Source organism: Micromonospora jinlongensis (assembly GCF_013410645.1).
Taxonomy (GTDB): Bacteria; Actinomycetota; Actinomycetes; order Mycobacteriales; family Micromonosporaceae; genus Micromonospora; species Micromonospora zamorensis.
The window spans coordinates 1665150-1678776 of the sequence record NZ_JACCHK010000001.1 but is presented as its reverse complement, the minus strand read 5'-3'; the positions used below and the strand labels follow the sequence as shown (position 1 = coordinate 1678776).

At 71.0% G+C, this 13627-nt stretch carries 12 protein-coding genes; 9 read left to right on the top strand and 3 right to left on the bottom strand.

Going from position 1 to position 13627, the window contains the following annotated elements; all coding sequences use genetic code 11:
- Positions 1 to 92: 92 nt before the first annotated feature.
- Together HNR22_RS07135 and HNR22_RS07130 are read left to right on the top strand one after the other, a co-directional pair.
- Entirely contained in the window at positions 93 to 1949 is a 1857-nt protein-coding gene (locus tag HNR22_RS07135; protein WP_179783444.1) for a dynamin family protein, read from the top strand.
- Positions 1946 to 3406 (top strand): P-loop NTPase family protein, encoded by a 1461-nt coding sequence (locus HNR22_RS07130; RefSeq protein ID WP_179779656.1) that lies wholly within the window; start codon positions 1946 to 1948, stop codon positions 3404 to 3406. Before HNR22_RS07135 ends, HNR22_RS07130 begins: the two co-directional genes overlap by 4 nt.
- Before the next feature lie 49 nt (positions 3407 to 3455).
- Here the strand turns inward: HNR22_RS07130 and HNR22_RS07125 are convergent, their stop codons facing one another.
- On the bottom strand, positions 3456 to 3746 hold the full coding sequence (locus HNR22_RS07125; protein WP_088991595.1) for a DUF1540 domain-containing protein: 291 nt from the start codon (positions 3744 to 3746) through the stop codon (positions 3456 to 3458).
- Between the two features lie 346 nt (positions 3747 to 4092).
- Between HNR22_RS07125 and HNR22_RS07120 the strand changes: the two genes are divergently transcribed.
- The 3 genes from HNR22_RS07120 to HNR22_RS07110 all read left to right on the top strand — a co-directional run bounded on the left by HNR22_RS07120 (position 4093) and on the right by HNR22_RS07110 (position 9552).
- Positions 4093 to 8025, top strand: a complete 3933-nt coding sequence (locus tag HNR22_RS07120; RefSeq protein WP_179779655.1) for a ThuA domain-containing protein — start codon at positions 4093 to 4095, stop codon at positions 8023 to 8025.
- A gap of 106 nt (positions 8026 to 8131) precedes the next feature.
- On the top strand, positions 8132 to 8479 hold the full coding sequence (locus HNR22_RS07115; protein ID WP_091399577.1) for a PadR family transcriptional regulator: 348 nt from the start codon (positions 8132 to 8134) through the stop codon (positions 8477 to 8479).
- Positions 8476 to 9552, top strand: coding sequence for a hypothetical protein (locus tag HNR22_RS07110; RefSeq protein ID WP_179779654.1), 1077 nt, complete (start codon positions 8476 to 8478; stop codon positions 9550 to 9552). The genes HNR22_RS07115 and HNR22_RS07110 overlap by 4 nt, the downstream gene beginning before the upstream one ends.
- 13 nt (positions 9553 to 9565) lie before the next feature.
- Here the strand turns inward: HNR22_RS07110 and HNR22_RS07105 are convergent, their stop codons facing one another.
- Entirely contained in the window at positions 9566 to 9922 is a 357-nt protein-coding gene (locus HNR22_RS07105) for an antibiotic biosynthesis monooxygenase (RefSeq protein WP_179779653.1), read from the bottom strand.
- Positions 9923 to 9977: 55 nt separating this feature from the next.
- Between HNR22_RS07105 and HNR22_RS07100 the strand changes: the two genes are divergently transcribed.
- Complete coding sequence (locus tag HNR22_RS07100) at positions 9978 to 10430, top strand: MarR family winged helix-turn-helix transcriptional regulator (RefSeq protein ID WP_179779652.1); 453 nt, start codon at positions 9978 to 9980, stop codon at positions 10428 to 10430.
- A 37-nt stretch (positions 10431 to 10467) separates the two neighbouring features.
- Here HNR22_RS07100 and HNR22_RS07095 read toward each other — a convergent pair whose 3' ends face one another.
- Positions 10468 to 10956 carry a septum formation initiator gene (locus HNR22_RS07095; RefSeq protein ID WP_179779651.1) on the bottom strand — a complete coding sequence of 163 codons (489 nt, stop codon included), beginning with the start codon at positions 10954 to 10956 and terminating at the stop codon, positions 10468 to 10470.
- 102 nt (positions 10957 to 11058) lie between these two features.
- Here HNR22_RS07095 and HNR22_RS07090 point away from each other — a divergent pair, with 102 nt between their 5' ends.
- Genes HNR22_RS07090 through HNR22_RS07080 form a run of 3 tightly spaced genes read left to right on the top strand, consistent with a single transcriptional unit; the run spans position 11059 to position 13623 of the window.
- Positions 11059 to 11754: a winged helix-turn-helix domain-containing protein gene (locus HNR22_RS07090; RefSeq protein ID WP_179779650.1), complete on the top strand. Its 696-nt coding sequence runs from the start codon at positions 11059 to 11061 to the stop codon at positions 11752 to 11754.
- Positions 11751 to 13040 (top strand): ATP-binding protein, encoded by a 1290-nt coding sequence (locus tag HNR22_RS07085; RefSeq protein ID WP_179779649.1) that lies wholly within the window; start codon positions 11751 to 11753, stop codon positions 13038 to 13040. The genes HNR22_RS07090 and HNR22_RS07085 overlap by 4 nt, the downstream gene beginning before the upstream one ends.
- A 28-nt stretch (positions 13041 to 13068) precedes the next feature.
- Positions 13069 to 13623 (top strand): DUF5872 domain-containing protein, encoded by a 555-nt coding sequence (locus HNR22_RS07080; protein ID WP_088948790.1) that lies wholly within the window; start codon positions 13069 to 13071, stop codon positions 13621 to 13623.
- Positions 13624 to 13627: the final 4 nt, after the last annotated feature.

Sequence of the window (13627 nt, the reverse complement as noted above, 5' to 3'; positions counted from 1 at the left end):
AGGCCGGGTCGCTTCGGGCGATCCGGCCCTCTCCGGTTCCCCATCCGGTTCCTCTTGATAATTGAGCCGAAATCCGCACACTTGGTGCGGTGATGGCCGGGATCTGGTTGGACGTGCTGGACGAGATCGCCCGTACGTGCAGTGCTCATGGTCGTGGTGACCTGCTCCAGACGGTGCGGCAGAAACGTGCCCAACTGCTGGACCCGACGCTTCGCGTCCTGGTCATCGGTGAGCCGAACCAGGGCAAGAGTCAACTGATCAACGCGATCATCAACGCCCCCGCCTGCCCGGTGGGCGACGGCCGCACGACCGTCCTGCCGACCGTGGTGCAGCACGCCGAAGCCCCGTCCGCCGCGGTGGCTCAGGCGCCGCCACCAGCCACGGGTCGTCCCGCCGGCGGCGCCGCCACGGTGACCGTGGAGCGGACCCCGGTGGCGCTCGACCAGGTCGCCGCGGGCGTGGCCGGCGTGATCGGGCGTCGGGCGGGCGGCGGTCCGGCGTACGTCGAGATCGGGGTGCCGCGCGCCCTGCTCGGTGCCGGGCTGGTGCTGGTGGACACTCCGGGCACCGACGAGGTCGCCGGTGTCGGCGGTGCCGCCCCGGTCGCGGCTCCCGCCCGCGCGGACACCGTGCTGCTGGTCTCCGACTCCACTCGGGAGTTGTCGGTCGCCGAGCTGAACATGTTGCTGCACGTGATGCGTGCACACCCGAACGTGGTCGTGGTGCAGAGCAAGACCGATCTGGTGGCGGACTGGCGTGCGGTCGCCGAGCGCAACCGGCAGCATCTCGTCGAGGCCGGCGTCCCGGTGGCGTTGATCCCGGTCTCGGCGACGCTGCGGCTGCGCGCTGCCGCGTCCGGCGACCGTGACCTCAACGCCGAGTCCGGTTTTCCCGCGCTGATCGCCCGACTACAGCGGGACCTGGCCGGTAAGTCCGACCATCTGGCCCGGGCGTCGGTGCAGGCGGTGGCCCGGACGGTGGTGGAGCAGCTGGCCGCACCGCTGCGCGCCGAGCTGGCGACCCAGGAGGCCGAGGAGCAGTCCGGGCCGATCTCCCGCCTGCACGCGGCGCAGCGCGAGGTCGACGAGCTGCGCCGCTGCTCCACCCGCTGGCAGAACACGCTCAACGACGAGATCGCCGACCTGCTCTCCGACATCGAGTACGACCTTCGGGACCGGACCCGGCAGATCCTGCGCACGGTGGACGAGGCGTTCGACACCGCCGATCCGCTGGACGCGTGGGACACCTTTCAGGACTGGTTGGAGCGGAGCCTGGTCGAGGCGGCGGAGGCCAACCACGAGTGGCTGATCCAGCGCTGCGACTGGATCGCCCGTCGGGTGGCCGCCAACTTCAACCGGTACGGCTACGACGTCCTGCCACCATGGTCCATGTCCATGCCGGACGACATCGCCGGGCGACTGCCGGAGTTGCAACGGCCGACGATCGACAGGTTCACCACCGGCCAGAAGCTGTTCACCGGCATGAAGGGCTCGTACGGCGGCATGTTGATGTTCGGCCTGGCGACCACCCTGGCCGGAATGCCGATGATCAACCCGGTTTCGGTCGGCATCGGAGCGCTCTTCGGCGGCAAGAGCATCCGCGACGAGAGCAAGCAGTTGCTCCGACGCCGCCAGGCGACCGTCAAGACCGCCATCCAGCGCCACGTCGACGACTTCTTCGTCCGGATCACCCGGGACTGCCGGGACGCCGTCCGGCAGGTGCAGCGGATGCTGCGCGACCACTTCACGGGGCTGACCGAGGAGCTTCAGGAGGCCATCGTGCAGTCGTTCCGCAGCGCGAAGCAGGAGGCCGACACCGACGCCTCCCTGCGCGAGCAGCGGCAGCGCGAGATCCGGCTGAAGATGACCCGGTTGGCAGCGCTCTACGAGCAGGCCCAGCAGTTGACCGCCACGCGTTCCGCCCCGCTGCTGTTGGAGCCGCAGACATGACCGTGGGCCTGCGCCTGGACGAGGCGGCCTGGGGGTTGCTGCACCAGGCCATCGACCTCTATCAGGGCAACCCACGGGCCGTGGGGCAGTTGCGCAATCAGGTGGCCCGGTTGGAGCAACCGCTGCGCATCGCGGTCGCCGGGCCGTGGCGGTCGGGCAAGTCGACGGTGCTCAACGCGCTGATGGGCGAGGAGGTCGCGCCGGTCGAGCGGGCCGACGGTGTGTTCACCTGGTACGAGGACGGCCCTGCCCCGCGTGCCACCGCCTACCCGGCCGGTCAGCCCCCGCAGGAGCTGACGGTGGTCAAGTCGGCGACCGGGTTGCGGGTGGATCTCGGCTGGGACACCGGGGACGTACGCGACATCGTGGTGCAGTGGCCGACGCGCGCGCTTCGGCAGGTCACGCTGATCGACACCCCGGCGCTCCCGGGCGATGTGGAGCAGGGCCGGATGCCGTTGGTGGAGCGGGTGCTGCGGGACTCGGACGCGGTGTTGTACCTGACCCGTGACGGGCGCGACAGTGATCTGCGGATGCTGGAGGCGGGCCGGGACGGCGCCGTCGGGCAGGCCGCCCCGATCAACGTGATCATGGTGCTGTCCCGGGCGGACGAGACCGGGGGAGGCCGGATCGACGGTCTGCTCAGCGCGCGTCAGCTCGCTCGGCGGCACTACCGCGATCCGCGGGTGAGCGCGGTCAGCGTGAACGTGGTGGCGTGCAGCGGGATGCTCGGCCTGGCAGGCCGGATGCTCGGCGAATCGGACTTCGCGGCGCTCGCGACGCTGGCCTCGGTGCCCCGGGCGGAGTTGGACGCCCACCTGATCTCCGCGGAGCGCTTCCTCCGTGGCGAGCTGCCGGTACGGCTGGAGACCGAGGTCCGCGGCGCGCTGCTGGACCGGTTCGGGATCTTCGGTGTCCGGCTGGCGGCCACCCTGGTCCGCAGTGGCTTCGACAGTCGGGTGAAGCTCTCCGCCGAGCTCATCCGGCGCAGTGGCCTCACCGAGCTGCGGGAGTCGGTGACCCGCTGTTTCATCGATCGCCGCGACACGCTCAAGGCCCGGTCCGCGCTGGCTGCGGTGGAGACGCTGCTGCGGGCCGAGCCCACCCGGGGTTCCGACGAGCTGGTCGGCGCGGTCGAGCAGATCCTCGCCGGTGCGCACGAGTTCCGGGAGCTGCGCCTGCTGGTGGCGCTGCGCAACACCCGGCTCGGGTTCGACGTGGAGCTGGCCGACGAGGCGCAGCGACTGATCGGGGGCAACGGGGTGGGCCTCGCCGCCCGGCTCGGTGTGGAGCACGAGGCGACCACACAGCGGCTCTGGGAGGTCGCCGCCGACGCGCAGTGGCGGTGGCGGGACCGGGCCGAGGACCCACTGCTGCCGCTGGCGCAGCGGCGCGCAGCGCAGGTCGTCGCCCGCAGTTGCGAGGGAATGATCGCCGAGCTGGTGGCGGGCGGTCGCTGATCTCAGATGCGACCGGGGACGGCCGTCACGGCCGCCCCCGAAGGCTCGCTCAGCGCGGCTGGTACGTCTGGCAGTCGGCGATGTCCTGCCCCGGGCCAACCCGGATGGACGGTGCGTGGCACTCCAACTCGGCGTTGTGTTGGCAGTCGCTGCGCTTGCAGGCTCCGACCTGGGCGATGACCCGGTCCAGCCCGCCCTTGGCCGAGGTGTCGATGAACGTGGCGCAGTTGGCGTTCTGCTGCCCGATGGTGATGGCGAACGCGTGGCAGCCATCGTGGTTGTAGCCGCAGTCGGTGACGGTGCACTCGTGTACCCGCGGCATCTCCAGCATGTCAGTCATCAGCGATCTCGCTTCCGTCGGTGGTGCCGGGCAACCCCAGTACCCGGCTCCGACGGGACAAATCCCCATCAGCCGTCTCTTTTGGGGATATTTTGCAAAGGCCAGGCTTACCTAATGGCTGTGATGCGCTCGGGGCCTTCCGCCCACGGATCGCAGCCGGAAAACCGTTATTCGATCTAGCTCTCGACGGTCGTCCCTGACCTGCGGAGATAACGCTCTCACGGATGGTGGGAGAGTGCTTGACGCGCCCGTGATCCGGACGCAACGATGCATTCACATATCTCGTCCCACCACCGCCAGGCGTGATCGGCGCACGCCGTCCCTCGCACCGCGAAAGGACCCCACCGTGCGCAGATCCCTGAGATCGTGGCTCGGCCTCGCGCTGAGCACGATCCTCGTGGCCGGCGGCGTGGTCGCCGCGCCACCCACGGCCAGCGCCGCGCCCTTCACCGTGCTGGTCTTCAGCAAGACCGCCGGATTCCGGCACGGATCCATCACCCCGGGCATCACCGCCATCCAGCAACTCGGCGCCGCCAACGGCTTCACCGTCGAGGCGACCGAGGACGCCGCCCAGTTCACCGACGCCAACCTCGACCGGTTCGCCGCGGTGATCTGGCTGTCCACCACCGGCGACGTGCTCAACGCCGCCCAGCAGGCCGCGTTCGAGCGCTACATCACCGGCGGCGGCGGCTATGTCGGCGTGCACTCCGCCTCCGACACCGAGTACGACTGGCCCTGGTACGGCGGGCTGGTCGGGGCGTACTTCGCCTCGCACCCCGCCGAGCAGAACGTCACCGTCAAGGTCGCCGACCAGGTGCACCCGTCCACCGCGACGCTGCCGCAGCGGTGGAACCGGTTCGACGAGCTGTACAACTACCGCACCAACCCCCGGGGCAACGTGCACGTGCTGGCCACGCTGGACGAGAGCACCTACACCGGCGGGAGCATGGGCGCCGACCATCCGATCTCCTGGTGTCAGAACTACTCCGGCGGCCGGGCCTGGTACACCGGCCTGGGGCACACCGACGTGTCGTACACCGAGGCGAGCTTCCGTCAGCACCTGCTCGGCGGCATCAGGACCGCGGCCGGGGAGGTCGACGCCGACTGCGGCCCCACCGTCACCAGCAGCTTCCAGCAGGTGGAGCTGGCCAAGGGCGCGGCCGAGACCGGTGAGCCGATGAGCCTGACCGTCCTGCCGGACCGGGGCGTGCTGCACACCTCCCGCAACGGCGTGATCCGGCATACCGACGCCGCCGGCAACACCAAGATCGCCGCCACCCTGCCGGTCTACACCGGAGACGAGGAGGGTCTGCAGGGCATCAAGGCCGACCCGAACTTCGCCGCCAACCGCTGGGTGTACGCCTACTTCGCCCCGCCACTGAGCACCCCCGGTGGCGGCGCCCCGGCCACCGGCACCCCGGCCGAGTTCGCCGTCTGGGAAGGCGTCAACCGGCTGGCCCGGTTCACCGTCAACGCGGACAACACCATCAACCTGGCCAGCGAGACGCTGATCCTCAACGTGCCGACCAGCCGGGGCATGTGCTGCCACGTCGGTGGTGACATGGACTTCGACGCGGCGGGCAACCTCTACCTGTCCACCGGTGACGACACCAACCCGTTCGACTCTGCCGGCTTCACCCCGATCGACGAGCGGGCCGGGCGCAACCCGGCGTTCGACGCGCAGCGCACCTCCGCGAACAGCAACGACCTGCGGGGCAAGGTGCTCCGGATCAAGCCGAGCGCGGCCGGCGGTTACACCATCCCGGCCGGCAACATGTTCGCCCCGGGCACCGCGCGGACCCGCCCGGAGGTCTACGCGATGGGCTTCCGCAACCCGTTCCGGATGAGCGTGGACAAGGCCACCGGCGTCGTCTACCTCGGTGACTACGGTCCGGACGCGGGCACTGCCGACCCGAACCGGGGGCCGGCGGGCAACGTGGAGTTCGCCCGGATCGACCGGCCCGGCTTCTACGGCTGGCCGTACTGCACCGCCCGCAACGACGCCTACAACGACTACACCTTCCCGTCCGGCCCGTCCGGGCCGAAGTTCAACTGCGCCGGCGGGCCGGTCAACAACTCGCCCAACAACACCGGCATCACCCAGCTGCCACCGGCCGTCCCGGCGTGGCTGCCGTATGGCGGCTCCGGCTCGCCGCCGGAGTTCACCGGCGGTGGCCTGTCGCCGATGGGCGGCCCGGTCTACCGGTACGACCCGAACAACACCTCGCCCGTGGCGTTCCCCGAGTACTACGACGGGACCTACTTCGCCGGTGAGTTCGGCCGCCGCTGGATCAAGAACATCAAGCTCGACGCGTCCGGCCAACCGCTGAAGATCAACCCGTTCCCGTGGACCGGCACGCAGGTCATGGACATGGAGTTCGGGCCGGACGGCGCGCTCTACGTGCTCGACTACGGCACCGGCTGGTTCAACGGCGACGCCAACTCGGCGCTCTACCGCATCGAGTACGCCCGCGAGGGCCGAGCGCCCGTCGCCAAGGTCTCGGCCACCCCGACGAGCGGCACCGCGCCGCTGACCGTGGCCTTCTCCTCGGCCGGCACGCTCGACCCGGACGGCGACCCGTTCACCTACGCCTGGGACTTCGACAACAACGGCACCACCGACTCGACAGCGGCCAACCCGAGCTTCACGTACACCACCAACGGGACCCGCAGCCCGACGTTGACGGTCCGGGACACCACCGGCAAGACGGCCACCGCGAGCGTGGTGGTCACGGTCGGCAACAGCGCCCCGGTGGTCACCGTGAACACCCCGTTGAACGGGCAGACCTTCACCTTCGGGGACGCCGTGCCGTTCTCGGTCACCGTCACCGACGCCCAGGACGGTGCGATCAACTGCGCCCGGGTGAAGGTGAACTACGTCCTCGGCCACGACTCGCACGGCCACCAGCTCGGCAGCGTGCAGGGCTGCTCCGGTGTCATCCAGACCTCGGCGGACGGCGAGCACGACACCGCGGCGAACATCTTCGGCATCATCGACGCCGAGTACACCGACCTGGGCGGTGGTGGCCAGCCGCCGCTGACCACGCACACCCAGGCCGTCCTGCAACCACGGGTACGCCAGGCCGAGCACTTCGGTGACTCGTCCGGCATCCAGATCGTCGCCGGGGCAGCCGGGCACGGGGGCGCGGCCGTCGGCTACGTCGACAACAACGACTGGATCTCGTTCCGTCCCTACAACCTGACCGGCGTCCAGTCGTTCAGCGCGCGGGTCGGCGCCCCGGCCGGTGGCGGTGGCACCCTGGAGCTGCGGGTCGACTCGCCGACCGGGCCGCTGGTCGGTTCGGCCACCGTGGTCCCCACCGGCGGGTACGCCAACTTCGCCACGGTCACCGGCGGGGTCACCGCCCCGACCGGCACCCGGACGCTGTTCCTGGTCTTCAAGGGCACCGGTCCGTACTTCGACATCGACGAGTTCACGCTCTCCACCAGCCCCGGCGGCCCGGGCCCCGACCCGGACCCGGACCCGCCCACAGGGAATCTTGCACAGGGCAAGCCCGCCCGCGCTTCCAGTCTCGAAGGCGCGTACGGCGCGGTCAACGCGTTCGACGGCGTGGCCGGCACCCGGTGGAGCAGCGCGTTCAGCGACCCGCAGTGGATCGACGTGGACCTCGGCGCCACGTACGCCATCAACCGGGTCAAGCTGACCTGGGAGGCGGCGTACGGCAGTGGGTACCAGATCCAGACCTCCCCGGACGGGGTCACCTTCACCACGATCCGTACGGTGACCGGCGGCGACGGCGGGGTGGACGACCTGACCGGGCTCACCGGCTCCGGCCGCTACGTCCGGCTTCTGGGCACCACCCGGGGGACCGCCTGGGGTTACTCACTGTTCGAGTTCGAGGTGTACGGCGGCACCGGGAGCCCGACCGGCGGCAACCTGCTGCTCAACAAACCCACGTCGACCTCCAGCAACGAGGGGGCCGACGTGTCCGGCGCCCAAGCGGTGGACGGCAGCCTCACCACCCGCTGGTCGAGCACCTTCTCCGACCCACAGTGGATCCGCGTCGACCTCGGCAGCCCCACCGCGATCGGTCGGGTCAAGCTGAGCTGGGAGGCGGCGTACAGCAGCGCGTACCAGATCCAGACCTCGAACGACGGCACCACCTGGACCACAGTGAAGACGGTGACCGGCGCCGACGGCGGTGTGGACGAGCACACCGCGCTCGGTGCCAACGGTCGCTACCTGCGGATCAACGGCACCGCCCGGGGCACCGGGTACGGCCACTCGCTGTGGGAGGTGGAGGCGTACACCAGCTGAACCACCACCGCTGACGTGGCCGGCACGGATCTCCGTGCCGGCCACGTCCGTCACTCCACCCCTCGCCTTCCTTGCATATACCGGCTATCGGTATATGCTCCCTGGCATGGCTGAAGCTCCACTGCGGGAACCAACGTTCCTGGTGCTCACCGCGCTGGCGGAGGCGCCCATGCACGGGTACGCCGTCATCGAGGACGTGCTGCGCATCTCCGACGGCCGGGTGCGCCTGCGCGCCGGCACCCTCTACGCCGTCCTCGATCGGCTTCGCGCCGACGGTCTCATCGAGGTCGAGCGCGAAGAGGTGGTGCAGTCCCGACTACGCCGCTATTACCGCCTCACCGCCCTGGGCGCGCGGCGGCTCACCGAAGAGGCGTCCCGCCTGCGACACAACGCGGACGCCGCTCGGGTGCGGCTGCGCCGCAGCGGCCTACTGACCGACGGAGGTGCGGCGTGAGCAGCGACGACCTGGAGCGCCGCTACCGGCGGCTGCTGGCCGTCTATCCGTGGCAACACCGTCGGGTGTACGAGGACGAGATGCTGGCCGTGCTCCTCGCCGGTGCGCGGCCGGGCCAGCGTCGACCCGCCGGGGCCGAGGTACGGAACCTGGTCGGCGCCGGGTTGCGGGCGCGGCTGCGAGTGGGCGCACGGGGGTTCACCGAGCCGAGCTGGGCGGACGCGGCGACGGTGACCGGCCTACTGGTCGGGGTCGTCCTGCTGGCCCTCGCCGGGAAAGCGCTGCTCGACCAGCTCATCCTCGCGCCGAACCTGCCGCCCGGGTTCGGGGCGAGCAGCCCGGGTCTGGTCGACTGGCTGCACGTCGCCGGCTGGGCGGGCGTCTGCGCCGCGGTGCTGGTCGGGTGGCGTTGGGTCGCCGCCGGTCTGGCCTGGGCCGGCGTGCTCGGTTGGGGCGTGCTCGTCGCCCCGCAGGCCGGTGACAACCCGACGTACGTGGTGGACACGTTGCCGCAGCTCGCCCTCGCCGTGGTGGCTGCCGCCGCGCTCACCGTGCCGGCGCCGCGCCGCCGGGCGATCGCGCTGCTGGGCGTACGCCGACTGCTGGCCCTGCTGCTCGCGCCGGCCGCGATGGTCGCGCTGTTGGTGACGAACCGGGTCACCAGCCCCGCGTTCGCCTTCGTCGGTGGGGTGTCGTACCAGGTCTTCTACGGCATCGAGGCAAGCAGTGAGCTGGTCCTCTGGCTCTACGTCGCGGGCCTGGCGGCCGCCGCGTTCGCCATGGTGATCGCGGTGGCCACGCTCACTCCGGAGGTACGCCGACGGATCGTCGTCATGCTGCTGCCCGTGGCAGCCCTCGCCCTGGTGATCGACAGCGCCCTGGCCGGTTGGGTCACCTCGACCATGCACATGGGACACACCGTCCCCCTGGTGCCGGCTCAGTGGGCGATGCTGGTGCTCGTCGCACCGGTGACCTTCCTGGCCGGGGCGCTGCTCGTGCGACGTCGAGAGGACACCCTGCGGATGGTCGCCCTCGGCCGGAACGCCGATCGCGAGCAGCCTCTGGGTCAGTGATGCGGCGGACTGCTCATCCGGCCGTGGCTCTCCCGTCACCGTCGCGGAACACCGCACGACTGAGATAGTGCCGGGACTGCCGATCGAAGCATCTGAGCAGATCACGGGCGGCAGGCGGGACGACGGACGTTGCCGGATCGCCGCCGGTGAAGGCCGACACCGCGGCGAAGTCCGCAAATGTCATGGCGGTGAGGAACTCGCTGCCCTCGGTGGGGTCCAACTCCTGCGGGGAGCGGCGCAGAACCCGCAGCTCACGAAGCCCGTCCACGCCCCGGGCAAGGATAGAGGGCGCGATGTCCTGCGTCAGCAATCGCTCGTAGGCGTCGGTGTGAGCGGGTTTGGTCCATCCGCTCCACAGTCGAAGAATCATGACAGCATGCTGTCATTTAGGTAGTAGACTGTCAATGTTTGGTATCGTGCTGTCGATGACGGAACGGAAGCGGGACCGGGTCGACGCGTACCGGCTGCTGATGGCGGACGTGTACGAACTGGCGGGCGAGTCTCGGCGCTCGAGCGAGGAACTCGCCCGAGAAGAGGGGCAAACCGCCGCGCGATGGCACGTGATGAGCGTGCTCACCGACGGCTCCCGCACCGTTGCGAGCGCGGCGCGCAGGCTTGGCCTGGCTCGACAGAGCGTGCAGCGAGTGGTCGATGACCTGGCCCGTGCCGCAATGGTGGAGTTGCACGACAACCCGGATCACCGCCGCGCGCCGCTCGTGGCACTCACGGAAGCGGGCCGGAACACGCTCACCGGCCTACTGGAACGCTCGGACGCTGACCGCCGGGAGGCCGTAGACCGTGCCGGCCTCAGCCTCAGCGATCTCGAGGACGCGCGCGAGACCCTCCGAAGGTTGGTGGACGCCCTGCAACGCCGGTGAGCCCGCCGTGCCCCTCACCTTGATTGCTCGCTGGTCGTCAGTCGTCGGCGACGGCCACCGGCTCGGAGCCGATGCAGCGCACCTTCAACTCGTACTCACGGGTCGGCCCCTGGAACGTGACCTCGACGTCGTCGTCCGGGCCCCGGTCAACGTCCCTGACCCGGTAGCCCTGCGCGGGCGCCCAGGAGACGAGGCGTACGCCACCGGCACCGCACTCGGCCACGGCCGTGCCGCCGTCGGTGGCGAACCCCCGGCGGACCCCGGAGCTTGCGCTCGGCTTGGGGCTGGTCGTGCCCGGCGCGGCGGTGCTTGTCGGGTCCGGCGCGGCCGAAGCGCTGCCCGTCGTGCCCGTCGGCACCGGCTCCGGCGAGGCGAGCGCCCGTTCGATCTCGGCCTCGCTGCGCACCCCACCCGGTGTGCCGGTGAGGCTCTCGCCCACCAACCGGATCGCGCCCAACCCGATCAGGGTCGCCACGGCGACGGTGGCCACCCACCCGGCGGCGACGAGAAGCGAACGACGGCCCATGCTCTGACTATCCCCGATCCGTCCTTGTCGTTGGCACATCCGGACGCTAAGGCATGGTTAACGTGCGCCTCGCTGACAGCGGTAGCGGTTAGCCTGCCAGCTGTGGCCCGCCTGCTGCTCATCGAGGACGACCTGACCATCCGTACCCCGCTGATCCGTGCCCTGCGGGAACGCGGCCATGCGGTGGCCGCGGCCTCGACCGCGATGGCCGGGCTCCGCGACGCACTGGAGGACCGTCCCGATCTCGTCGTGCTCGACCTGGGCCTGCCCGACCTGGACGGACGCGAGTTGCTGCGGATGCTGCGCGCGGTCAGCTCGGTGCCGGTCATCGTGGCCACCGCGCGCGACGACGAGGCCGAGATCGTACGGGTGCTCGACGCCGGTGCCGACGACTACGTGGTCAAGCCGTTCACGGCGGCGCAGCTCGACGCCCGCGCCCGGGCGGTGCTGCGGCGAGGGCCCTCCGGTGCCGACGCGCAGGACCCTGCGCTCGTCGTCGGCGGGTTGCGCGTCGATCCCCGGTCCCGGCAGGTCACCCTGGACGGGGTGGTGGTCGAGCTGACGCCGCGCGAGTTCGACCTGCTGCACCACCTCGCCGGCCGGCCCGGCCAGGTGGTCACGAAACGTGAACTGCTCACCGAGGTCTGGCAGATCCCGTACGGGGGTGCCGACAAGACCGTCGACGTGCACCTGTCCTGGTTGCGTCGCAAGTTGGGGGAGAACGCCCAGCAGCCTCGTTACCTGCACACCGTGCGCGGTGTCGGGGTGCGTCTCGAAGCGCCGGCGGAGCAGCCGTGAGGGCACGACTCGCGTTGCTGGTCGCCGCGGTCAGTGTGCTGACCCTCATCGCCTTCCTGGTGCCGCTGGCGCTGCTGGTCCGCACTGTCGCCGAGGACCGGGCGACCGTTCGGGCCACCGCCGACGCGCAGAGTCTCGTGCCGGTGGTCGGCACCGCCGATGCGGCGACCATCCGGCTCACCGTCGAGCAGCTCGCCGCGGAGTCCGGACGACCGGTGAGCGTGTTCCTGCCGGACGGCACGGTGCTCGGCGCCCAGACCCCCCGTACGCCGGCGGTGGCCCTGGCCGCGCGTGGGCAGAGCCTCACCGGGGAGTCGGCGGCCGGCCGGGAGGTGGTCATCGCCGTGCAGGGCCGGGCGGACGGCACCGGCGTGATCCGGATCGTGGTGCCGCAGCACGAACTGACCGCCGGGGTCACCCGGGCCTGGCTGGTGCTCGCGCTGCTCGGCGTGATCCTCGTGCTGATCGGGCTGCTGGTCGCCGACCGGCTGGCACGCACCCTGGTCCGGCCGATCAGCGACCTCTCCGCCGTCTCGCACCGGCTCGCCAACGCCGAGCTGGACGCCCGGGTCACCCCGGCCGGCCCGCCCGAGCTGCGCGAGGTGGCTGGTGCGCTCAACCACCTCGCCACCCGGATCCAGGTGCTCCTCGTCCAGGAACGCGAGCAGGTCGCCGACCTGTCCCACCAGCTGCGGACCCCGCTGACGGCGTTGCGCCTGGAGGCGGAGTCGCTGCGCGACCCGGAGGACGCGGCCCGGATCACCGCCGCCGCCGACGGTCTCGAACGTGCGGTCACCGGGCTCATCCGGCAGGCCCGGTGGCGGCACTCACCGGCGGCCGGTCCGGCTGCCTCGGACGCGGCGGCGATCGTCGCCGACCGGGTCGCGTTCTGGTCGGTGCTGGCCGAGGACACCGGCCGGGCCGTCACCCTCGACCTGGCGCCGGGGCCTCTCCCGGTTGGTGTGGCGGCGGACAACCTGGCGGCGGCCGTCGACGCTCTGCTCGGCAACGTCTTCGCACACACCCCCGATGGAACGTCGTTCGCCGTCCGGCTCGCCCCGGACGCGGGGGAGGTGTTCCTCAGCGTCGCCGACGAGGGTCCGGGCATGCCGGCCGGCGCCGTCCGCCGGGGCGCGAGCGCGGCCGGCTCGACCGGCCTCGGCCTGGACATCGCCCGCCGCGCCGCGCAGGCCGCCGGCGGTCGCCTGGAGTTGCGGACCGGCCCGCTGGGCGGGGCACAGGTGCTGCTTCGGCTCGGACCACCCACGTCGCCACGGCAGGCATAGCCGCTGCGGTCCCGGGTAGCTGCGAGTCATGGCGCGGTACACGAAACCCGAGCTCAGAGAGCAGATCAAGGAAGAGATCAAGTCCTCCGACAAGGGCGGCCGGCCGGGACAGTGGTCGGCGCGCAAGTCGCAGCTGGTCACCCAGGAGTACAAGAAGCGCGGCGGGGGATTCCTCGGCGAAAAGGACGAGCGGCAGAAGTCGCTCCAGCGCTGGGGCAACGAAAAGTGGCAGACGAAAGAGGGCGACACGCGTGCGCGCAAGGGCGACACGACGAGTCGTTACCTGCCCAAGAAGGCCTGGGACGAGATGTCGGAGAGCCAGAAGCGCGCGACCGACACCAAGAAGCGCGAAGCCTCCCGCACCGGCAGGCAGTACGTCGCGAACACCGGCCCGGCCAAGCGAGCGCGTCGAGACGCCACCACGGCCGGCCGGATGACCGAGATGTCGGTCGCCGAGGCGGCAAAGCTGGTCCGGGGCCTCGACACGCGACAGCTCAAGACCGCACTGCGCAACGAGCGTGCCAGCAAGGACCGCAAGACGCTCGTCCAGCGGCTCGAAGCGGAACTCAACCGGCGCGGCTGACCTG

Bases quoted from the DNA above. Each gene is read 5' to 3' on its own strand.
- HNR22_RS07115 (WP_091399577.1), top strand. From the start codon at position 8,132: ATGGCTGAAGCTCCACTGCGGGAACCAACGTTCCTGGTGCTCACCGCG.
- HNR22_RS07095 (WP_179779651.1), bottom strand. From the start codon at position 10,956: ATGGGCCGTCGTTCGCTTCTCGTCGCCGCCGGGTGGGTGGCCACCGTC.
- HNR22_RS07100 (WP_179779652.1), top strand. From the start codon at position 9,978: ATGACGGAACGGAAGCGGGACCGGGTCGACGCGTACCGGCTGCTGATG.
- HNR22_RS07080 (WP_088948790.1), top strand. From the start codon at position 13,069: ATGGCGCGGTACACGAAACCCGAGCTCAGAGAGCAGATCAAGGAAGAG.
- HNR22_RS07135 (WP_179783444.1), top strand. From the start codon at position 93: ATGGCCGGGATCTGGTTGGACGTGCTGGACGAGATCGCCCGTACGTGC.
- HNR22_RS07125 (WP_088991595.1), bottom strand. From the start codon at position 3,746: ATGACTGACATGCTGGAGATGCCGCGGGTACACGAGTGCACCGTCACC.
- HNR22_RS07105 (WP_179779653.1), bottom strand. From the start codon at position 9,922: ATGATTCTTCGACTGTGGAGCGGATGGACCAAACCCGCTCACACCGAC.
- HNR22_RS07130 (WP_179779656.1), top strand. From the start codon at position 1,946: ATGACCGTGGGCCTGCGCCTGGACGAGGCGGCCTGGGGGTTGCTGCAC.